At 40.6% G+C, this 20,891-nt stretch carries 21 protein-coding genes; 17 read left to right on the top strand and 4 right to left on the bottom strand.

The features are described 5' to 3' along the window. Positions 1 to 4 precede the first annotated feature (4 nt). Both CHI06_RS15710 and CHI06_RS15715 read right to left on the bottom strand, forming a co-directional pair. Positions 5 to 1,300 (bottom strand): sensor histidine kinase, encoded by a 1,296-nt coding sequence (locus CHI06_RS15710; protein ID WP_095249569.1) that lies wholly within the window; start codon positions 1,298 to 1,300, stop codon positions 5 to 7. Continuing rightward, positions 1,300 to 1,983, bottom strand: coding sequence for a response regulator transcription factor (locus CHI06_RS15715; protein ID WP_095249570.1), 684 nt, complete (start codon positions 1,981 to 1,983; stop codon positions 1,300 to 1,302). Before CHI06_RS15715 ends, CHI06_RS15710 begins: the two co-directional genes overlap by 1 nt. A 174-nt stretch (positions 1,984 to 2,157) precedes the next feature. Here CHI06_RS15715 and CHI06_RS15720 point away from each other — a divergent pair, with 174 nt between their 5' ends. From CHI06_RS15720 to CHI06_RS15780, 13 genes are all read left to right on the top strand, one after another. Next, entirely contained in the window at positions 2,158 to 4,233 is a 2,076-nt protein-coding gene (locus CHI06_RS15720) for a carbohydrate-binding domain-containing protein (RefSeq protein ID WP_179292643.1), read from the top strand. A gap of 432 nt (positions 4,234 to 4,665) precedes the next feature. Continuing rightward, positions 4,666 to 5,646, top strand: coding sequence for a siderophore ABC transporter substrate-binding protein (locus CHI06_RS15725; protein ID WP_095249571.1), 981 nt, complete (start codon positions 4,666 to 4,668; stop codon positions 5,644 to 5,646). Positions 5,647 to 5,982: 336 nt separating this feature from the next. Next, positions 5,983 to 7,335: a glycosyltransferase family 2 protein gene (locus CHI06_RS15730; RefSeq protein ID WP_095249572.1), complete on the top strand. Its 1,353-nt coding sequence runs from the start codon at positions 5,983 to 5,985 to the stop codon at positions 7,333 to 7,335. Positions 7,336 to 7,510: 175 nt separating this feature from the next. After that, complete coding sequence (yhfZ, locus tag CHI06_RS15735) at positions 7,511 to 8,443, top strand: GntR family transcriptional regulator YhfZ (protein ID WP_095249573.1); 933 nt, start codon at positions 7,511 to 7,513, stop codon at positions 8,441 to 8,443. A gap of 64 nt (positions 8,444 to 8,507) precedes the next feature. Beyond that, a complete protein-coding gene (locus tag CHI06_RS15740; RefSeq protein WP_095249574.1) occupies positions 8,508 to 8,885 on the top strand; it encodes a PRD domain-containing protein in 378 nt (125 codons plus the stop codon). Then, complete coding sequence (locus CHI06_RS15745) at positions 8,885 to 9,241, top strand: DUF2620 domain-containing protein (protein WP_095249575.1); 357 nt, start codon at positions 8,885 to 8,887, stop codon at positions 9,239 to 9,241. The genes CHI06_RS15740 and CHI06_RS15745 overlap by 1 nt, the downstream gene beginning before the upstream one ends. 26 nt (positions 9,242 to 9,267) lie before the next feature. Further along, positions 9,268 to 10,560, top strand: a complete 1,293-nt coding sequence (locus tag CHI06_RS15750; protein ID WP_095249576.1) for a YhfT family protein — start codon at positions 9,268 to 9,270, stop codon at positions 10,558 to 10,560. 75 nt (positions 10,561 to 10,635) lie between these two features. After that, positions 10,636 to 11,562, top strand: a complete 927-nt coding sequence (locus CHI06_RS15755; protein ID WP_257009321.1) for a phosphotriesterase family protein — start codon at positions 10,636 to 10,638, stop codon at positions 11,560 to 11,562. 3 nt (positions 11,563 to 11,565) lie between these two features. Further along, positions 11,566 to 12,702 carry an aminotransferase class V-fold PLP-dependent enzyme gene (locus tag CHI06_RS15760; RefSeq protein ID WP_095249578.1) on the top strand — a complete coding sequence of 379 codons (1,137 nt, stop codon included), beginning with the start codon at positions 11,566 to 11,568 and terminating at the stop codon, positions 12,700 to 12,702. 43 nt (positions 12,703 to 12,745) lie between these two features. After that, complete coding sequence (locus CHI06_RS15765) at positions 12,746 to 13,906, top strand: YhfX family PLP-dependent enzyme (protein WP_095249579.1); 1,161 nt, start codon at positions 12,746 to 12,748, stop codon at positions 13,904 to 13,906. A 2-nt stretch (positions 13,907 to 13,908) separates the two neighbouring features. Next, positions 13,909 to 15,099 carry a phosphopentomutase gene (locus tag CHI06_RS15770; RefSeq protein ID WP_095249580.1) on the top strand — a complete coding sequence of 397 codons (1,191 nt, stop codon included), beginning with the start codon at positions 13,909 to 13,911 and terminating at the stop codon, positions 15,097 to 15,099. Between the two features lie 219 nt (positions 15,100 to 15,318). Continuing rightward, on the top strand, positions 15,319 to 15,435 hold the full coding sequence (locus CHI06_RS29400) for a YjcZ family sporulation protein (protein ID WP_133370119.1): 117 nt from the start codon (positions 15,319 to 15,321) through the stop codon (positions 15,433 to 15,435). A 191-nt stretch (positions 15,436 to 15,626) separates the two neighbouring features. After that, positions 15,627 to 15,977, top strand: coding sequence for a hypothetical protein (locus tag CHI06_RS15780; protein ID WP_095249582.1), 351 nt, complete (start codon positions 15,627 to 15,629; stop codon positions 15,975 to 15,977). 81 nt (positions 15,978 to 16,058) lie between these two features. Here CHI06_RS15780 and CHI06_RS15785 read toward each other — a convergent pair whose 3' ends face one another. Next, on the bottom strand, positions 16,059 to 16,433 hold the full coding sequence (locus CHI06_RS15785; RefSeq protein WP_095249583.1) for a YmaF family protein: 375 nt from the start codon (positions 16,431 to 16,433) through the stop codon (positions 16,059 to 16,061). Between the two features lie 609 nt (positions 16,434 to 17,042). After that, on the bottom strand, positions 17,043 to 17,597 hold the full coding sequence (locus tag CHI06_RS15790) for a TetR/AcrR family transcriptional regulator (protein WP_095249584.1): 555 nt from the start codon (positions 17,595 to 17,597) through the stop codon (positions 17,043 to 17,045). 144 nt (positions 17,598 to 17,741) lie between these two features. Between CHI06_RS15790 and CHI06_RS15795 the strand changes: the two genes are divergently transcribed. The 4 genes from CHI06_RS15795 to CHI06_RS15810 form a co-directional block, all read left to right on the top strand. Then, on the top strand, positions 17,742 to 18,662 hold the full coding sequence (locus CHI06_RS15795) for a DsbA family protein (protein ID WP_095249585.1): 921 nt from the start codon (positions 17,742 to 17,744) through the stop codon (positions 18,660 to 18,662). Positions 18,663 to 18,676: 14 nt separating this feature from the next. After that, the gene (locus CHI06_RS15800) at positions 18,677 to 18,985 is read left to right on the top strand and encodes a monooxygenase (RefSeq protein WP_095249586.1); all 309 of its coding nucleotides are present in this window, start codon (positions 18,677 to 18,679) and stop codon (positions 18,983 to 18,985) included. 880 nt (positions 18,986 to 19,865) lie between these two features. Then, positions 19,866 to 20,216 carry an ArsR/SmtB family transcription factor gene (locus tag CHI06_RS15805; RefSeq protein WP_095249587.1) on the top strand — a complete coding sequence of 117 codons (351 nt, stop codon included), beginning with the start codon at positions 19,866 to 19,868 and terminating at the stop codon, positions 20,214 to 20,216. A 15-nt stretch (positions 20,217 to 20,231) separates the two neighbouring features. Then, a partial coding sequence (locus CHI06_RS15810; RefSeq protein ID WP_257009322.1) for an ArsB/NhaD family transporter occupies positions 20,232 to 20,891 on the top strand: 660 nt, incomplete at its 3' end.

Consider the following 20,891-nt stretch of genomic DNA (forward strand, 5'->3'; position numbering starts at 1 on the left):
TCTACTACTTTGGCAGCTTTACTTTAAAGGTGGTCCCTTTTAAGTGGTTTGGAATGGCTTTGATGGTTCCGTTATGTTGTTCAACGATCCATTGAGCAATGGATAATCCCAAACCAACGCCACCGGATTCTCGCGTACGGGCTTTATCCTCACGGTAAAATCGTTCAAAAATTTGCTTGCGGTTTTCTTCTTTGATACCGATTCCGGTGTCACTTACCTCTAGCACAATTCTTTGTTCCTCCAAATATGTCTTTACCCCAATGCTGTCGTTTTCACCCGTGTATTTTAAAGCGTTATCCAATAAAATGACCAAAAGCTGATGGAGCCGGACATCATCGGCTTCAATCTGAATATCACTCTTTAAATTCAGCCAAAAGTGCTTTTCCTGGGATTCCGCAATTTCACTGTAGGGGACACAGACATTACGAATGAATGAATCAACATGAATCTTCTGTTTCACCAACTGTGTCTCGGCAGAATCCGCTCGCGCCAATGTTAGCAAATCGGATGTTAGCTTAGACAGACGCCTAGTTTCTGCCAGGCTTAACGCAATATTTTCAAATTTACTCGCTATTTTTTCCTGAGGTGCGGTAAGCAAGAGTTCCAACTTGTTCTGGATAATGGTCAATGGTGTCCTAAGTTCGTGAGAGGCATTTTCAACAAATTCAGCTTGCTTATTCCAGGAATGAATGATTGGGGTCATCATTTTTTTCGACAAGAAATAGCTTGCAGATATCGACAGGACAATGAAAATCACAGAGCAGATGATGATGAGCTTTCCGAAGTTGTTGAGGATTAACTGTTCTGGATCAACATTGATCATCAGCTGTGTGTAGGCAATCTCATCGCCTTCATTTGTATCTTCAATTAGGATATATCGGAAATCATACAAGTCATGAATTCGTGTCATCGTAACTTGATCAATATTTGTCTTATCAAGTTGGTAATCATACAAATAATTTTCGTAGAGCAGGGTCCCGATTTCATCTTTATTCAAGATTTGGCCTTCTTCACTCCACTCTACGACCATGATCCGAGGATTGGGATTTTTCTGCCGGCGATTTGGCGGACCGGTAGGATCTACACCATTATTCGGCATGGGAGACTTTATTTCTCCTGAAAAATGGTTGGCAATTTTATTTTTAAACGATGAAAGCTCTTCATCTGTTTTTGAATATAAAGTGTTTTGGACCTGGCTAAAAATAATTATGCCGAATATCGCAAAAATAATGGTAAACGCCAGCAGATTAAGAATCATGAACTTAAACTGCTGCTGTCGGAAAATCTTCCTTTTGAACATTAGCTTTCACCATCTTCGCTCAGCATATAGCCAAGGCCGCGGAAGGTCTTGATATAGTGGTCATACCCATACTTCTTCAGGTTTTTCCGCAAATTGCTTGCATACACTTCCACCACTGTTGTTGAGGTATCGGACTCGAATCCCCAAATGCGGTCAAAAATCTGTTCTTTCGTTAATATGGTATTTTTATTGTTAATTAAATACTCGAGCAGGTCGAACTGCTTGCCGTTCAGCTTTCCTAGTAATTCTCCATTTATCTCAGCTGTTTTATTTTTTAGATTGAGCATTAGCTCTTTAAAGGAGAGGATGTTTTCCTTAAACCGGCCACCGGCTCTCCTGACCATTGCCTCCAGGCGTAAAAGCAGTTCCTCACGATGGAAAGGCTTGACCATATAATCATCGGCGCCAATCTTAAAACCCTGAATCTTATCATCGATCCCATCTTTCGCTGTCAGCATGATGACAGGAGTATCAATATTGCTTTTCCGCAGCTCTTTTAAAACCTCATAACCATTCAATCCCGGCATCATAATGTCCAATATGATGACGTCAAATATATTTTGCTCTGCCAGAAAAAGTCCTTCCTCGCCATCGAAGGCCTGAGCTGTTTCGAACAGGTCCTGGGTTGTTTCGCGAATCGTATCTGAAAGATGCTTATCATCTTCTATGATTAATAGCTTCATTGACCGTCATCCTTTTTTCTTATTGAGCTTTTGTATGTCCGATTATAGTGGCAAACTCCAAAAATGCAAATGGTTTTATTTTTTAAGGTTGGTTTAAGGTTCGTCCTTAATAATGTGGCTCATAGGGAAAACAAACCCATTACTTTCAGTAAAATTTTCATAAAGGAGCTAATCATGTTGATAAAAAAATCAAGATATACAAAATTGGCTACATCGCTTATGTGTACGGCACTCTTGTTTGGCTGCAGCAATAACAGCAGCGAGAGTGATACTGCCAATAACAGTGTTGCCACAGTGAATGCAGAAAGTTGGAGTACCATTGGTGATAAAAATATTGCCGATGTCATTAATGGGATCGTTACGTATGACAAAGATGACCTTTATACGGACTGGAAAAGTGAGGATACGACTTCCATTCAATTAACGGGGACGGGAGCTACAGTTGAGGATTCCGGCGGGGCAATTGCTGAAGGAAATATCATCACCATTAAAACTTCAGGCACCTATGTAATCAGTGGGAAGCTGAACGATGGGCAAATTATTGTCGATGCAGAGGATAAAGCAACTGTCCGGCTTGTAATGAATGGAGCGGAAATCAATTCCTCCACGAATTCGCCGATTTATGTGAAGAAGGCGGAAAAAACGGTCATTTCTCTGGAGGATGGGACGGAAAATTCAATCTCGGATGGTGAAACCTACAACCTTGAAGGCTCGGACGATGAACCGAATGCAGCGCTCTTCAGCAAAGGTAACCTTACCATTAATGGTATAGGGAAATTGGTTGTCAAAGGAAATTACAATAATGGGATTACCAGCAAGGATGATTTAAAGGTTACAGGCGGAACCATTGAAATTGAGGCGGCTGATGATGGACTGATGGGCCGTGACTTATTGGCTGTGAAAGATGGGGATTTCACCATTAAAGCAGGCGGAGATGCGGTAAAATCAACGAACGATAAAGATGCTTCAAAAGGAGTTATTGCCATTGAAGGCGGAGCTTTCGATCTTGTTGGGGCTAATGATGGTTTCCAGGCAGTAACCTCGTTATTGATTGCAGATGGAGACTTTACCATCTCAACCGGTGGTGGAAGTCCTGAAATGGTTGAAAACAAAGAAGGTGGGGGACAAAGACCAGGACAGACTACCACCACTACAACAACTACTGTTGCAGAATCGGATAGTGCAAAAGGCTTGAAAGCAGGAACGGAGGTTGGCATCGGCGGCGGTACATTTGAGATTGATTCCTTAGATGATGCTGTTCACAGTAATAACAGTGTAACGATAACGGGTGGAAAAATGGCCATTGCTACTGGTGATGACGGGATTCATGGGGATTCAGCGGTTTTTGCTAATGGCGGCGACATCACGATCAGCAAAAGTTATGAGGGAATTGAAAGCTTGGTCATCACCATTGCAGCAGGTGACTTCGAAGTTAATGCAAGTGACGATGGGATCAATGTTGGTGGCGGTGTAGGTGGCTCTAACCCAGATATGCAATCAACCACTTCGGAAAACAATCTTCTTACCATTAGTGGCGGGAATGTTTATGTGAATGCGCAGGGCGATGGTTTGGATTCGAATGGATCGATTTCGATGACTGACGGTACAGTGATTGTCAGCGGCCCGACTAATAATGGCAATGGTTCTCTTGATTATGTCCAAACCTTAGATATTTCTGGCGGCTTGCTGATTGCTGCAGGGAGTTCCGGAATGGTACAGGCTGCATCAGAGGATTCCAAGCAGCAGTCCATGCTGATGACCTATCCTGAAACACAGGCAGCAGGAACGATTCTTCATTTGGAAGACAGCAAAGGAAATACAGTTGCAACCTTTGCACCTGAAAAAGACTACCAAGCTGTATTCATCAGTTCTCCAAAGCTTGAGAAGGATGGAACATACACCCTTTACTCTGATGGAAAAGCGACCGGTAGTGAAGCGAATGGGTTGTATAAGGATGGAGACTATTCAGGTGGTACGAAAGTAGTCGAATTCAAGATTGCGGATTCTGTAACGTGGCTGAATGAATCGGGGATTACAACCGCTAAAAGCGGTGGTCCTGGCGGTGGCGGCCGTGGAGGGCAAACCCCTATGGACGGTGGGAACCGTGGTGACATGTTCTCAAATCTAGACGAAGAAACGAGAACAAAGGCACAGGAAATCATGGAAAAAGAACGAACAGGAACGATAACCAGGGAAGAGGCGCAGGCCCAATTGGCAGAACTCGGGGTTGAATTTGGAGGAAGGCCGTAGGGACGGTTCTTGTGAACCGTGGGGACGGTTCTAGTGGACATCGTTGGCCAAATTAAAGACCATTAGAACCGTCCAAAATTCATATCAATAATTGAAAAGTCAGTAAAGGGATGTGCTAAGGCACTCCCTTTTTTATGTTGGCATGGGACAAGGGGACGGTTCTTGTGGACGGAACTAACCAAAAAAGACCATGAGAACCGTCCCCAAGGATCCAAATGAAAATTATTCTCAATTACCTATTGACACTATTTGTCTGAAAATATATCATGTTAATTATGATAATGATAATCATTTTCAACTAGAGCAAAAATATGAGGAGCTGATATAGATTTAATTGATAGACAGATAGATTTACTAACTATCTAGAAGTAGTCGATACAAACGACTTACATAAGTATTTTGGTTAAATTTAATTAAAAGGAGACAAAAAGTATGAAAAACCTACGTTTTATATCAATTATATTCACACTGATTTTCTTATTATCTGCATGCGGCAGCACAGAGGAAACGAGCAAATCTTCAGGTTCTGAAGGTGAAAAAACAGAAGAGAAAGCAAAAGAAGTCACGATTACCCATAAATACGGGGAAGTTACCATTGAAAAGAACCCCAAGAAAGTAGTTGTATTTGATTTTGGAGTACTTGATACATTAGACACATTGGGTGTTGAAATAACTGGCCTTCCACAAGCAATCGTTCCTAAAACGTTGGAGAAGTATGCAGGTTCAGAATATACCAACGTTGGTAGCTTGAAAGAACCTGATTTTGAAGCGCTCCACGAATTACAGCCAGATGTTATTTTCATCTCAGGAAGACAAGCAGAGTTATATGATCAATTTGCAGAAATTGCACCAACGGTGTTTGTAGATGTAGATTATGCTAACTACATACCCTCACTTGAAAAGAATTTCAACCTCTTAGCTGAAATTTTTGAAAAGGAAGACGCACTTGTTACAAACATGGATGAGCTAAAGGCAAGTATTGGTGAGTTAAATAAAGAAGCATCCGCGTCTGATAGCAAAGCCTTAATTCTACTGGCAAATGAAGGAAAGATAAGTGCCTTTGGTCCAGCATCACGCTATGGATTTGTACATGATGTGTTTGGTTTCAAAGCAGTAGACGAAAATATTGAAGTTGCACAGCACGGTCAAAGTGTCACGTTTGAATATATTTTAGAAAAAAATCCAGATGTTCTATTCGTTATCGACCGCTCTGCTGCAGTTGGTGGAGAAATAGCAGCAAAGGATACCATTGAAAATGAGTTAGTAAAGAAAACAAATGCGTATAAAAATGGAAAGATTATCTACCTAGATGCAGTGAACTGGTACATTGCAGGAAATGGGATTACTTCAACGCAATCCATGATAGAAGAAGTGAAAGCAGCAATAGAGCAGTTCCATGGGGACGGTTCTTGAGTTCCATGGGGACGGTTCTTGTGTCCCGTAATAACCACAAAAAACCATGAGAACCGTCCCCATGTATTTAGCAAAGCCCCCTTCGTATCATTCGAAGGGGGCTTTGTGCGCTTGGCAGCGCTTCGCACTAATGGAATGGAAAGACCTTAACCGGTGCCTGTCACCTCTCCCGGAGTTTGTTGAGATTTTTGGGTAATTTGTCATAGGTTATTTTATCTAATTTAAAGGAATTGGCGGATTTCTTGTCGAATAATTAATTTAATATTTTAACTCCTTTAGGAGTGAAAGAGAAAACCAGAGTTAGACTTAAATTTAACTGTGAAAGGTGCATAATGTATGATACCTAAACAAAAACCAGTCGATTCACAAGTAGAGACTACACATAATCCACTATACATTCCAGTTGTAATTAAGTTTTGGTTGAGTCACAGCTTTGCCCTTTTATGGTTATGTATTTCGATTTATATAGCTCATCCTTGGTTAAAAGATTTAGCCTATCATGTATCATATCCACTGGCATTACTTATCATTGGCGGGCTAGCGTACATCCCAGGTTATATGAACGCTTTTTTGGTAATTAGCCTAATCTTAGATCGTCAGCCTCCCTCTAAAAATGAAAATCCTCACGATGACATTACGATACTTATTGCTGCACATAATGAAGAAGATAAAATTTTTCAAACGCTGCAATATATAGATAGACAAGACTATTTGGGTAAAATAAATGTAACCGTCATTAATAACTGTTCTACAGATCAAACGGCAAATGAAGTAAGAAGGGCAAAGAAGAAATTGTCCATTGAAATTAGGCTGATTCATGAAAATAAACCTGGAAAATTTCATGCCTTAAATCATGCGCTAAAGACTGTTTCTACTCCCTATTTTATTACCTTGGATGCTGATACACTGCTTCATCAATCCTCTATCCGATACCTTGTATCAAGAATGAAATCCAGCCCAGAGGAAGTTTGTGCAGTCGCGGGCAGTGTATTGGCGAAAAACAGTAGAGAGAATTTATTGACTAGGATACAAGAGTGGGATTATTTCTTGGGTATCGCCTCCATAAAGAGACTTCAGGGTCTATATCAAGGAACCTTAGTAGCCCAGGGCGCATACAGTCTGTACAAGACAAAATGCATTAAAGAAGTGGGAGGTTGGCCGGATGCCATCGGTGAAGATATTGTTTTAACTTGGCGTCTGCTCGAAAGAGAATGGAAGGTTTACTTTGAGCCATGTGCTGTTGCCTTTACTGAAGTTCCCAGTTCGTTAAAACATTTGGTACGGCAGCGAGCAAGATGGGCAAGGGGTATGATTGAAGGATTGCATGAAGTAAAACCTTGGAAACAGCCACAAATTTATGTGAAATATATGACTGGAATCAATTTTATTATGCCTTATTTAGATTTAATCTTCACATTATGCTGGATTCCCGGACTGATATTGGCGTGTTTCGGGAACTACTTGATTGTTGGTCCCGCAACATTATTTGTTTTGCCCTTAACCCTTATCAGTTATAGTTTTCTATATTTTTATCAAAGAAATTTTGTATTCAAACGATTACAACTTAAAATTCGTAAAAATATAATAGGCTTTATTTTTTACTTTCTTGGTTATCAATTGATTATGTCCCCCGTATCTGTATACGGTTATCTACAAGAGTTTTTTAAATTTAAAAGGAAATGGAAATGAGAAGGATCCATGGTGGGACCATGGGGACGGTTCTTGTGGACAGTACTAGCCAAATAAATGACCATGAGAACCGTCCCTATGGAAACCCTTTTAGTTGAATTGTTTTAATGTAAGCGTTATACTAAGTATGTACAGAATACGAGATTTTGTATATTGAAGATAAAGAGGTATGTACATGAGTCGAATTTGGGAAAGTTTATATTCGAAAAATGGTTTAGCAGCAAAGTTTATTGCGAAGGAATTAATCCAGGTTCTTGAAGGTGAGAGGATCCCGAGAATCAGTGATTTTACAGAGAAACTTTCTTTAGGTAGAGGAACGGTTCAGGGAGCTTTAAAGGTTTTGGAGGATTTACATGCGATTTCATTAGAATCAAGGGGCCATCTTGGTACATTTTTAAAAAAGCGGGATCTCCATCTTCTCTATGAAATTGCCGGAATCGGACCAATCGTTGGTGTCATGCCTTTGCCGTACTCACGGAAATATGAGGGTTTAGCAACAGGAATTGTCGAAGCGATTGAGGAGATTCAAAAGAAATCTGGTCTTGCTTTTATGAGAGGTGCTAGAAATCGGCTGGAAGCTCTAAAATCAAGACGTTATGATTTTGCCATTATGTCGGTTTTGGCGGCAGAAGAAGCCATTGCTGAATCTGACAGCTTGGAAATTCTCAGGGCACTCGGTCCGGAAACGTATGTCACATCACATAAAGTGTTCTTCTCCGACACGAAACAAAAAAGGATTACTGCTGGTATGCGTGTTGGAATTGATTATTCATCACCTGACCAAGCCAATATCACTCTGTTGGAATGTGAAGGGCTAGACGTTGAATTGATCGAAGTCAATTATATGCATCTGTTTTCCATGTTGAAAAACGGCAGTATTGATGCGGCTGTCTGGAATTCGGATGAAACAAGGGCATTTAGGTCGCTTGCTTCTTCAGGATTTCACTCAAGAAAGGCGCAGGAACTTGCAGAAAAAGCATCACGGGCAGCGCTTGTGATTGAATCGGAGAGACAGGGGATTAAAAATCAGCTGGATATGCTGGATTATAACATGATTATTGAGATACAAAAGCTGGTGGAAGAGGAAAAGAAGTACCCCCACTATTAAACTGGTGGGATATTTCTCTAATTCTATCAATATACTAAATACAGTATACTGGAGGATACAAACCATGATTTTAACTGAGTTAAACGAGAGGCTGGGCATTCTGTTACAGTCCGATGTCATCTCAAAGAAAGCGGCAGAGGTTGCGGCAAGCGCATTTATTCATCTTCAATCCACTTTGAAAAAGGAAGAAATTGACCAGGCTGAAATGCTGTTTACTCATCTGCCAATGGCGCTCTCAAGAATTGAAAATGAGGAAAAGGTGGAAGCACCGCATCCTGATTTGTTGACTGAGGTGAAGAATTCTCCTTATTCTGCCCAGGCTAGCAGGGAAATCGACTATGTCCAAACATTATGGACGGGAAGATTACCTCAGGAAGAATTAGATTACTTATTGATGCATTACGCGGCACTATTACAACTAAACGAAGGAGGAAATGAATAATGAAGATTGTTATTGGAGGACAGGTTGATAAAAAGGAAATTGAGCAATTAATTAAGGGGCTGGACAGCTCGATTACGACGATGGTTAAATCCGATCTTGAGGCAGCGATGGCGGTTAAAACTGGTCAGGCTGATTATTATGTCGGCGCCTGCCATACTGGAGGCGGGGGTGCGCTGGCGATGGCGATTGCCCTATTAGGAATGCCAAATTGTGAAACCGTTTCAATGCCTGGACACCAGCCATCGGCTGGGAAAATTGAAAGTGCTGTAAAGGCAGGGAAAAAAGCGTTTGGATTTACGGCTGACCATAAGGATCAGGCTGTCCCTATGATTATCAATGCATTGAAAAATAAATAGAAAAATAGGGTATAGGGGGAAAGAACATGGAAATGGCGTTTATTATTTTGATTGGTGCGATTGCTGCCATATTGGCAAATAGAAGTATTGCGGTTTTTAATGATGGGCTTCGTCCAATTGTCTCCGAGCACGTAGAAGGACGGATGACGAGAAGAGACCTTGGCTTTACAGCCTTTGCGATGAGCTTCGGACTTGTCATTGGCTTTGGAATACCGTTCACCCTTTCCGCTAGTATTATCCTTGTTCATAGTATTTTACTAGGAACAGATATTATCGGTTTAATGACTCCAAAGAATAAATGGGGAACGCCGCTTGCAGCACTTATTGGCGGTGCTTATGGAGCAGGCTTGTTAGTAGGATTGGAAGGTTTTGTCAAGCTGTTTGATTACCTGCCGCTTAACTTCCTAGAAGCAATGGGAGGCGTTGGAGCACCTGTTGTTGTTACATTCATGGCATTCCCTGCACTGGCGGTAGCGATGCAGTTTAGTGTCAAAAAAGGTGTTATCACATTTATCGTTGCTGCACTCGTTCGACAGCTGGCTGTTTGGTTAAATGGTACGGAAGTTTTAAATTTCTCTGGTACTCCTGTGGTACTGAACCAAGAAGGTATGGCACTGATTGCCGGTATGATCTTTTTAGTTGTATTTGCGATGAAGGAAAAAGCAGAGGAGGGCGCTGGTGTAAATTTAGCAGCGATATTCAGTGATAAGGTTGCGAAAATCAGAAAGAATGTTGTGTTCTTTATGGTCATCGGTGGATTAATTGCTGCGGCAACAAACCTCGCGATTATGGCTGGAGATCCTATTTCGTTGCAGTTATTAGCTGAAGGTAAAGGGTCTGAGGCTGGTTTGGCCGCTGCAGCACGTGCACTTGGATTTATTCCGCTTGTGGCAAGTACCGCCATTGTTACTGGGGTATACAGCCCAGTAGGGTTCACACTCATCTTCGTTGTCGGCTTCTTTGCACCGAATGTATGGGTTGCTTTAGTAGTCGGAGCGATCATCATCGCTTTAGAAGTATTACTATTAAGCTCCATTGCTAAGTTCCTAGATAAATATCCTGGTATCCGTAATTCTGGTGAAAACATCCGCGGTGCGATGACGAAGCTTCTTGAAGTAGCGCTATTAATCGGTGGTGCGAATGCTGCCAATACGATTGCTCCAGGATTTGGTTTCTTCTTCATTGCTGGTTTCTACCTGCTAAATGAAATTGCCGGACGTCCGATTGTCCGTATGGCTGTAGGTCCTGTAGGTGCCATCGCTGTTGGGATTATCGCCAATATCCTTGTTGCGCTTGGATTAATGGTCATTCCGCAATAGTTTTTGAAAAATAATTGCTGTTTGGGGCCCTCGTTAGTAGGGCCTTTACAACTAACTCACATCAGAGGAAACGGAGTGGAACAACACATGATACAAACCGTTCTTGGAAAAATTTCTCCTGAAGAATTTGGAATTTGTGCCGCACATGAGCATCTTTCAATCGATTTATCAAGAATCAAAAAAGACCCTGATACCATTTTAGATGACGAACAAGGCATGATAGAGGAACTTGAAGACTTCTACCGCTTAGGCGGCAGGTCAATGGTCGAGGTTACCAATGACGGCATGGGCCGAGATGTACTGCGTTTAAAGAGATTAAGTGAAGCGACAGGCGTTCATTTGGTTACATGTACTGGTTTTTATAAGGATCCTTTCATTCCTGAATTTACACAAGGGTGGGCAGCAGAGCAGTTTGCAGCGCATTTTATCAAGGAAGCAACAGAGGGAATCGGTGATACCGGAATCCTGCCGGGGGTTATTGGCGAAGTAGGTACGAGTCATAATGAAATCAAGCCAATTGAAAGGGAACTGCTGATTGGAGCAGCTCTCGCTGGAAAGGCAACAGGTCTTCCTGTTACCACTCACACGACACTTGGAACACTTGGGTACGAGCAGGTTCAGCTCCTTACAGAATATGGGCTTCCGGTTGACCAGATTATTATCGGGCATCAGGATTTGAATGCCAATAAGAATGAAGTACTGGCAGTATTAGAAACCGGCGCGTACATTGCTTTCGATACGATTGGTAAAGTGAATTATCGTCCTGATGAAGAGCGAGTGGAGTTTTTGCTTGATTTTATTAAGCTTGGATTTGAAAAACAGATTCTCTTGTCAGCTGATTTAACGCGCAAATCACATTGGAAAAAGCATGGAGGCCCTGGGTATGGACTGGTCCTTGAGGATTTTATTCCAAAAATGAAGGCGGCGGGCATTTCACAGGAATTGCTTGATCAATTTTTCATCGTCAATCCATCTAGAGCTTTTCAGGTAAGGGAGCGATAAAATATGACAACATATAATCGGGCGGAATTAAAGTATGCCTATTCCGTTTTGCCTAGTTTATCCATAGAAGAAGCACAGGAAAAACAATTTAAATTGGTTCATATGATGAGCCGCCATTTTGAAGGGAGACAATTCCTTTCCATGGGTGACCTTGGGGTGGCTCCTAAATATAAGCGGCCGGAACAGACCTATCTTGTTGAAAGAGTGTTAGCTGATTTCTTTGGAACAGAAGATTGTGCCCTGGTTCGCGGTGCCGGCACAGGCGCGATTCGAAACATTTTAAGTATGCTTTTATCGGCAGGAGAGCAGATGTTCATTCACACCGCTCCTGTTTATACCACGACAAAAGAAACGATTAGGATACTAGGGATTAAAACAGTTGGTGCAGATTACAATGATTTGGACAGTGTTCGTGCGGCGATTCGAAATCATCCTGATGTAAAAGTGTTTTATGTCCAGCATGCCCGTCAGCAGCCAACGGACCATTACCATCTCGAAGACGTGATTAAGACCGTTAAAGAGGAACGACCTGATCTGCCAATCGTCGTTGATGATAACTATTGTGCAATGAAAATGAAGGGAATTGGTGTAGAGCTGGGGGCTGATTACTCTACTTTCTCCGGTTTTAAACTGCTTGGGCCTGAGGGGATTGCTGTTATAGCAGGGAAAAAGGAAGGTATTGAACGCGTTCATCAGTATAACTACTCCGGGGGCGGACAGGTACAAGGCTATGAGGCGATGGAAATGCTGCGGATGATGACCTTTGCTCCTGTATCTCTTGCGATTCAAGGGGAGCAAGTGGAAAAACTTTGTCAGGAATTGAATGAAGGAGCCGTTGCTGGAATTCGTGCTGCGTATATCACCAATGCGCAATCGAAAAACGTAATTGTCGAGCTTGAAGATCCCATTGCACAAGAGGTCATAAAATTAAGTGACACTCATGGTGCAGCGACGCATCCAGTTGGAGCGGAATCAAAATACGAAATTATACCGATGATCTACCGCGTTTCTGGAAGCTTTCTGGAAGCACAGCCTGAATTAAAAGAATATGGACTGCGGATTAATCCGATGAAATCAGGTGCCAGCACGATTATTGATATTTTACAAAAAGTAATTCCTTTAGCTAAAGAAAACAAATGATGATTTTTCAACTAGATACCCGTAAAGAAAGGGGGAAGCTTCTGTGTTTCTGAATGTTACCAAACGTAGGAATCCAAAACTGATTCAAGCTGGTGTAACGCTGCATCAAAGCGGGGAAATACCTCCGAATACGTATGTGATTGACTTGGATCTTTTAAAAGAGAATGTGGAAGCATTGGTTCGGACGGCGAGCAAACATGATTTTCAGCTCTATTTCATGAGCAAGCAGCTAGGAAGACTCCCCATTATTGGCCAGTTTATTGCCGAGTCTGGTATTAAAAAGGCGGTGGCAGTGGAGTTTGATGAAGCGAAGACGCTAGCGGATGGAGGGGTTGCAATCGGCAATGTCGGCCATCTTGTCCAGCCAGGGAAAAACCAATGGCCAGAGGTTTTGTCGTGGAACCCGGAAGTGGTCACACTATTTTCCTATGACCGTGCTTGCCAGCTTTCTTTAGCAGCGGAAAAGTCCGGGAAAGTCCAGGACGTGATTCTGAAGGTTTATCGACCAACAGATATGATTTATCCTGGGCAGGAAGGCGGTTTTCTGTTAAACAAACTAGCTGGGGAGGTAGAGCGGCTAAAGAACCTTCAGGGGATTTCTGTGGTTGGTGTCACAACCTTCCCGAATTTCCAGCTGGCTGCAGACAAAACCAAAATGGTGCCGACTCCTAATTTTGAAACCTTATTACAGGCTAAAAAGGTCCTTGAAGACCATGGCATAGAAGTGAAGCAGGTGAACGGGCCAAGTGCTACGAGCTGTGAAACGATTCCATTTTTAGCAGAGCAGGGTGTGACACATGGTGAACCAGGACATGCTCTTACTGGAACGACCCCTCTGCATGCTTATTATGACCTTGCAGAGAAGCCGGCTATTGCTTATGTAACAGAGGTTTCGCATGAAGATGAAGATCATTATTATGTGATTGGCGGAGGCTATTATGGTCGTTCGAATCTCACGGGCTGCCTTGTAGGCAATAATGAGGACACCATCTTGGATCAGTATGTACCTGCGATTGAACCTTCACCAGAGGCAATTGACTATTATGGAGCCATCGAAAAGCCAGAGGGTTTTTCGATTACGGCAGGTGATACAGCTGTTTTCTCCTTTCGAACACAGGTGTTTGTGACGAGAGCACATGTTGCGCTTGTTAAAGGAATCCAAAGCGGCATGCCGGAATTGGTTCACTTTGAAAGGAAATGGTAAGGATGGCAAAAGTAATTTTACTTGTATTGGATAGCTTCGGGATTGGGGCAATGGACGATTGTGAAGACTTTAACCCAACTGACTGCCATGCCAATACCTATAAGCATATTAGAGAACGTGTTAACTTTTTAAATATCCCTACTTTATATGGGCTGGGTCTCGGGACTCTTGTAGACGGACAGGATGCACCTTTGAATGCCTTTGGATCCTCTGCTCTTGCCCATCACGGAGCAGATACGTATTTAGGACATCAGGAAATTGCAGGAAGCTGCCCAAAATGTTCGAACAAAAGGTTAATGAGCGATATTCATGGTATGCTCGCTGATGCATTAAGTGAGGCAGGATATCATGTGGAATACCCATGGAGTGATCGACCGGTATTACTCGTAAATGGTGCATGTGTCATCGGGGATAATCTCGAATCTGCCGTTGGAAACATTATTAATTTAACAGCTGATTTTAAAAAAATGCCTTTCACAGAATTAAAAGAAGTGGGAAAAGTAGTCCGTCAGCACGTTGATACAAGCCGAGTGATTGCCTTTGGAGGACCTTATACATCGATTGAGCATATCCTTTCTACCGTTCATGAGAAAAACCCTGGACAGTGGGGAGTGGATGCGCCAAAAGCCAAGGTATACGGAAAAGGCTATGAGGTTTATCATATGGGCTACGGTGTAAACATTGATGGGCAATTCCCGATGATTGCGGCCCGAAATGGATTAAAGGTTTATAGAATTGGAAAAACGGCTGATGTCTTGCATGGGGAAGGCCCTTCCTATCCGATCGTAGATACAGATGAAGTTTTAAGAGTTTTAGAGGAAACGTATTTGAATGAAAGTGGAGAGGCAGCATTCCTTGTGAATGTACAAGAAACCGATTTAGCTGGTCATTCTGAGGATGCAGAGTGGTATGCAAAACTATTAAATACCACAGACCAGTGGCTGGCGAAATTCCTGCCCAAGATGGAAGAAGCAGATATCCTCCTCATCATGGCAGATCATGGGAACGATCCAACCATCGGGCACTCCAATCACACACGAGAATATGTACCATTAATGATCGCGGGCCACAAGGTCAAAGCTGCCGATATTGGCAGAAGAAACTCGATGGCTGATGTTGGAGCCACACTAAGTGAATTCTTTGGACTTCCTCAGACAGAAGAAGGGGAAAGCTTTTACAAACAAATCCTTTAGAATTTTATGTAATTTAAGTTGAGCACTTACTCTTTGATTGAATTGGTCAAAACCTTCAAGGAAACCAAATTTTTTATCTAGACGGGCTCCAATTTCCTTTTCATGTGTATTATATAGTGTATTGGCATACAGCTCTCTACGCACATGAAAGGAAGTGTTACAATGGATAATATGATTCCGTCAAATACTATGGGGGCAAATGTACTTCCTCAGCCTCCAATGCATTACGGCTATGCTGCTCCATGTGTTCAAACACGTGGTTGCGATAGTTTTATCATAATAATCGTGTTGTTTATTTTATTAATCATTATAGGTGCCTTTGCTTTCTGCGATTAAACAATGGGGCCGTGTGGGGACGTGGGGACGGTTCTTGTGGTCGTACTAGTCAAATAAAAACCATGAGAACCGTCCCTGTTGGTTCCCACTTACATAATTTAAGTAAAATTGATGGCAGTTCGTCCAAACCCTTTTCCAATATTTTAATAAACTAGTTATATAAGAGTTTGTTAAGAAGGGGAGTAAGGGGAATGAAAGGTAAGAAGAAACACCATCATAAGCATCATCAAGGTAAAGACAAACAAGAAGATAAGGAAAAACAGAATCAAAACGACAAGCATGATGATTGCAAAAAGCAAGACAAGAATGACAAGCATGATGATTGCAAAAAGCAAGACAAGAATGACAAGCATGATGATTGCAAAAAGCAGGACCAAAACAACAAACAAGATCATTGCAAAAAGAGCACGGATAATCAAAACAACAAATGTGGTCAAATGAAAAACAATCATTGCAATCATGATGAAAAGCAAAACAATAATCATAATGAACGCAAACAATGCCGGAATATTAATTGTTTATTTACATGTAGATGCTGGTAATGCAAAAAAGGGATGATTTCTATTTTCTTAGAATCCTCCCTTTTTTTATTAATGAAAAAATTCACTTGGATAGGTTTGATTTTAGAGGCCTGTACTTCCGCCATAATGGTGTCTATGTGGCCGGGATCCTTCCACAGTGGTAAAACCATTAAATTCATGATAATGTCCACCATTTCCATAAGGAATGGCAGGGCCAGTTACCCCTTGTATTTGGTGTCTATGTCTATCATCAACTGAAGTAAACGTGAAATATCTATGGGTATGCGGGACCCCAGTAGGTGCCGGTTCGGTCTGTCCGGCGTATTGATGGCTGTGTCCGTCGTCAAAAGATGTAATGCCGCTAAATCCATGAGCATGAACGGGCCTTCCATCCCAGGAAGTTATATAAAGTCGATGGGAATGCATTGGGTCTGAATCATCTGAAGCATACATAAAGCCAGAAACAGGGATATCCATGAGTCATCACTCCTAAAAAGCTTTTTAACACATTATTCAACCTCTTTTACATTTGTGCTATTGCCCATTATGAAAGGCATTGCGGATATCCTCGTTTAGGGATGCAGGTTTCGATCTATTTTTCATAGGAATTTGGGTGATGACCATGTGTTTAAAAGGGTTTGGGCCATATTTAATCAATCGTTTGTGTAATAGGGGAAAAACAAGGTTTTTGCAAAAGAATGTATTTTAAAGGGGAAATAACTCATTTTAAGGGGTTTTACCAAGATAAACATTAAATTCTACCCACCGACCGACAATTTATTTACATGATTTAATAGAGAAAGCTTTCTTAGCGGGGGTTATTCCATTTTTACACAAACGTTTGATTACCATGCCAACGTGGAAGAACCCGTCAAAGATTGTGGAAAGTCGTTTTTATTGGATAAAATTGCAGGATTTTGGGGAAAAAACAAACCTCCTCCTCGACAAGAAATTCTTTTGAAAGGAGAATAAAGTTCGTTTTTCATAAGGGTTTAGTGGAGTTTAAATCAAACGTTTAATTAAGAGGGATTCAATCATCTTTTGTCGAAATTGACTTTTTACGAAAGCCAAGCCAGTCTTTAAACATTACTCAATCCCAGACATTAAATAGGGAAGGGATGGTTTAATGAAATCTTCTGGCTGTACGTTCATCCCATTTCGTTTCCATTCCAAAGAAGCTCCATAAATCCCCCAGCTTAAGATGACAGCATTGATTTTATGTGTTGCATCTTCTTCCGCTGCATTTTGTTTTACCAACATTTTATAAAAAATAATCTCAAGCTGTTCCCTAATAATACGGGCAATGGTATCCTCGTACCCTCTATGACAGCGATTGGATAATGACTTTTGAAAATTGGTGATTGCTATGAAAATACTAACGAACGCCTCATCGTTTAGTTTGTCATTTTTATAAAAATCACCGTTCAAATTCACTAATAATACTTCAGATAATGCCTTCTCTAATAAGTCATAGATATCTTCAAAATGATAATAAAAAGTGGCACGATTGATCATCGCCTCTGTTGTAATATCCTTTACGGTAATATCCTTAAATTCTTTTTTAGCGGAAAGTTCAATGAAAGAATCCATAATTAATCTGCGAGTCCGCAGCACTCGGGGATCCGTCTTTGATTGAGTCATTTTGTAATCACTCCTACTTTTTCAACAATTTCTTCAATGTGTTGTATAACCGACATATCGAAGGAACTATCGGTATGGATTACTATCATTATTTACTAAGATAGTAGTATAAAGCAAATACAAACGATTGTAGGAGGATTGAACATGAAGAACAATAATATGATTTGTGATTTAGAAACAGGTGTATGTGGAGTAGCTGGAGAGGAAGAAATGGGGCTGATTGATTTTAGTCAACCAAAGAAATCCATTGAAGTTTATTATGTAACGGATCCTATTTGCTCTCATTGCTGGGCGATTGAACCGGTCCTTCGTCGTTTCAAAGAACAATATGGGCACTATTTTAACTTTCATCCAGTGATGGGTGGATTATTGGAGAAATGGCATGATGGCCCCATTGATCCTGCAAACGGAATTTATAAGCCTGCGGACGTTGCCCCTCATTGGAGGGAAGTGGGAGAACATTCTCGCATGCCGATTGATGGATCACTCATGATTGACAATCCCGTTCAATCATCCTTCCCGCCTTCACGCGTCTATAAAGTGATTCAAAAAAATCATAACGATGCATTGGCCTATGAGTATTTACGACGTGCTCGAGAAGTCCTGTTTCCATTTAATCAAAATATATCGGATCCATCTGTTCTAATCGAAATCGTCAATAAACTCGGTCTTGATGGAGAAGCGATTGTTAATGAAGCGGAACAGCCAGCAGGACAGCAATTATTAAATGAAGATTTTGCTCTTGCTAGAAGTCTTGGTGCTAGAGGATTTCCAACGATTATTATGATCAATGAAGAAAACAAAGGTGTGAAAATTGTAGGCGGGCGTCCGTTTGAATCCTATGTCGATGGTCTAAAGCAGGTATTGAACAAGGAAGAATTGCAGCCAAACCCAAAACTTTCTCTTTCTAGCTTACTAGAAAAAGAAAAGCTTTTATTTTCAAAAGAAATTGAAGTGATGTACGATCTTGAACAAACGGAAATTAGCGCTTTTGTTGAAAAAGAACTACCACAAGGCAGTTATCAAAAGAAAGAAATTCTAGGGGAATCATATTTTACAAAATAAAAGGAGAATGATATATGGCATACGTATTACAAGTTGATTTTACAATGAATGGACCTTTCGGAGATGAAATGGCGGCAGCGTTTTCTGGTTTAGCACAAAGCATAAATGAGGAAGAAGGCTTCATGTGGAAAATATGGACAGAGAGCCCTGAAACAAACGAAGCCGGCGGCATTTATATTTTTGAAACAAAAGAAACTGCACAAAAATATTTGGATATGCATACAAAAAGATTAGCTGGATTTGGAATTACAGGTGTCAACGCGAAAATCATGGCCATTAATCCTAAGCTTAGTGATATTACAAAAGCTCCGAGTTTGAAATAATACTTAATGGGGGAGCTCAGGATAACGGGTTCCGTTCCCTATCACAAACAAAGAAAATGTAGAGTAAAATGCCTATCGAATTGGACGATAATTTGATAGGCGTTTTTTGTTGGTATATAGCGTTTTCTATGCGTTTTTTACTGAAAATTGTATAACAAAATGTATATAAAATTGTAAGGGTACACTGGCTGGTGTACCCTTACATATACACCTACATTTTTGGATACAAATTAACATACAAAAAAGTATGGATTGGGTTTTGAGAATGAAAGGTTATGTTGGGTTTTTATGTTAAACAAATATAAAAATGTGAAATTTTGTTCTTAAACTAACGAAGCAGGTTAGATATTCGTATCAAACTGAGGGAGTTTAAGAAGAGGTAGTTCTTTAACCATTTAAATAGCACTTTATATAATATTAAAGTGCTATTCTGCGTTCATTGAAAGTTGACGAGTAGTAAACAGAAACATTATGAAATTGCTTTTTTATCAGAAATCAAATGGAACGGCTAATTGGTAGAACCTGCTTTACGAAAATAACTTGGTTTTATTCTACTGAACTTTCATGGTGGATTTGCCTTGCGGAATGTTTGCTAACAAGCGGTTTGATAACCTAAATAATTTTGTTACGAGGCAATACTTAAAAGAATGGCTGTCATTTCAGTTGGCGTTTTTAATTCTTAACAATATCTTTACATTCTATTACTTGTAATCTATATATAAGTGAATTATTATATAAGTGGTTATTTATATATAGTACTATCCTGTTTGCTTACATAATATTTGAGGGTTTAACGAAAAATATTTTATAGTTTATTTTACTTATCATGATTATAAGAATATTATTATTTACTTATATAAAACGCTAGGGAGGGGTATTTATGTCGGAAACAAAATCAATCGTAGAAATAGAGCGGGTTTCTAACATCTTAAAATTGTTAGGGGATAAAACGCGTTTAACCATGATTAAAATTCTGGATAATCATGATGCTTGTGTTTGTGAATTTGTAGAAATATTTAAAACTAGTCAGCCAGCCATCAGTCAACATGTTCGTAAGTTAAAAGATGCTGGGCTGGTTAGGGAAACAAGGAGAGGACAATGGATAATCTACTCTTTGAATAAAGATAATGAATACTTTTCATTGGTTCAAGATTTATTGCAACACCTTCCAAACCAAGGTTTTAGATTAAAGGAATTGGAAGAGCAAGGGTTACGAATTTCATGTGAATAATTGGGGGTCTAAATATTGGTATCTACGATACTCGCATCATTGATTTTTTTAATTACGCTTATTCTGGTTATAGGGCAACCAAGAAACTTATCCATTGGTTGGTCAGCATGTGGAGGAGCCATTCTAGCTTTAATTGTAGGAGTGGTTGACTTTCAGGACGTCCTCGAAGTAACCAAAATTGTATGGAATGCTACCTTTTCATTTATTGCCATTATCATTATTTCCTTAATATTAGATGAAATTGGGTTCTTTGAATGGTCAGCACTACACATGGCAAGAGCGGCGAAAGGCAACGGAATAAAAATGTTTGTTTATGTGAGCGTTCTTGGTGCTCTCGTGGCAGCATTCTTCGCAAATGATGGGGCTGCCCTTATCCTTACACCAATCGTATTAGCAATGGTACGAAATTTAAAGCTAGAAGAAAAAATGATATTTCCGTTCATTATTGCCAGTGGTTTTATTGCAGATACAACTTCATTGCCACTAGTGGTGAGTAATCTAGTTAATATCGTATCTGCTGACTTTTTCGGAATTGGATTTGCAGAGTTTGCCTCTAGAATGTTTGTTCCAAATTTATTTTCTTTAGTGGCAAGTATTTTAGTCTTGTACATTTACTTTAGAAGGAACATACCTAAGAAATATGATTTAGCTCATTTAAAGCAACCTGTCGAAGCC

This window comes from Bacillus sp. 7884-1 (genome assembly GCF_002272245.1).
GTDB lineage: Bacteria > Bacillota > Bacilli > Bacillales > Cytobacillaceae > Neobacillus.

What these genes read in the sequence shown, in the direction of transcription:
- CHI06_RS15710 (WP_095249569.1), bottom strand. Translation starts at nt 1,300, where the DNA reads ATGTTCAAAAGGAAGATTTTCCGACAGCAGCAGTTTAAGTTCATGATT.
- CHI06_RS15715 (WP_095249570.1), bottom strand. Translation starts at nt 1,983, where the DNA reads ATGAAGCTATTAATCATAGAAGATGATAAGCATCTTTCAGATACGATT.
- CHI06_RS15720 (WP_179292643.1), top strand. Translation starts at nt 2,158, where the DNA reads ATGTTGATAAAAAAATCAAGATATACAAAATTGGCTACATCGCTTATG.
- CHI06_RS15725 (WP_095249571.1), top strand. Translation starts at nt 4,666, where the DNA reads ATGAAAAACCTACGTTTTATATCAATTATATTCACACTGATTTTCTTA.
- CHI06_RS15730 (WP_095249572.1), top strand. Translation starts at nt 5,983, where the DNA reads ATGATACCTAAACAAAAACCAGTCGATTCACAAGTAGAGACTACACAT.
- yhfZ (WP_095249573.1), top strand. Translation starts at nt 7,511, where the DNA reads ATGAGTCGAATTTGGGAAAGTTTATATTCGAAAAATGGTTTAGCAGCA.
- CHI06_RS15740 (WP_095249574.1), top strand. Translation starts at nt 8,508, where the DNA reads ATGATTTTAACTGAGTTAAACGAGAGGCTGGGCATTCTGTTACAGTCC.
- CHI06_RS15745 (WP_095249575.1), top strand. Translation starts at nt 8,885, where the DNA reads ATGAAGATTGTTATTGGAGGACAGGTTGATAAAAAGGAAATTGAGCAA.
- CHI06_RS15750 (WP_095249576.1), top strand. Translation starts at nt 9,268, where the DNA reads ATGGAAATGGCGTTTATTATTTTGATTGGTGCGATTGCTGCCATATTG.
- CHI06_RS15760 (WP_095249578.1), top strand. Translation starts at nt 11,566, where the DNA reads ATGACAACATATAATCGGGCGGAATTAAAGTATGCCTATTCCGTTTTG.
- CHI06_RS15770 (WP_095249580.1), top strand. Translation starts at nt 13,909, where the DNA reads ATGGCAAAAGTAATTTTACTTGTATTGGATAGCTTCGGGATTGGGGCA.
- CHI06_RS29400 (WP_133370119.1), top strand. Translation starts at nt 15,319, where the DNA reads ATGCATTACGGCTATGCTGCTCCATGTGTTCAAACACGTGGTTGCGAT.
- CHI06_RS15780 (WP_095249582.1), top strand. Translation starts at nt 15,627, where the DNA reads ATGAAAGGTAAGAAGAAACACCATCATAAGCATCATCAAGGTAAAGAC.
- CHI06_RS15785 (WP_095249583.1), bottom strand. Translation starts at nt 16,433, where the DNA reads ATGGATATCCCTGTTTCTGGCTTTATGTATGCTTCAGATGATTCAGAC.
- CHI06_RS15790 (WP_095249584.1), bottom strand. Translation starts at nt 17,597, where the DNA reads ATGACTCAATCAAAGACGGATCCCCGAGTGCTGCGGACTCGCAGATTA.
- CHI06_RS15795 (WP_095249585.1), top strand. Translation starts at nt 17,742, where the DNA reads ATGAAGAACAATAATATGATTTGTGATTTAGAAACAGGTGTATGTGGA.
- CHI06_RS15800 (WP_095249586.1), top strand. Translation starts at nt 18,677, where the DNA reads ATGGCATACGTATTACAAGTTGATTTTACAATGAATGGACCTTTCGGA.
- CHI06_RS15805 (WP_095249587.1), top strand. Translation starts at nt 19,866, where the DNA reads ATGTCGGAAACAAAATCAATCGTAGAAATAGAGCGGGTTTCTAACATC.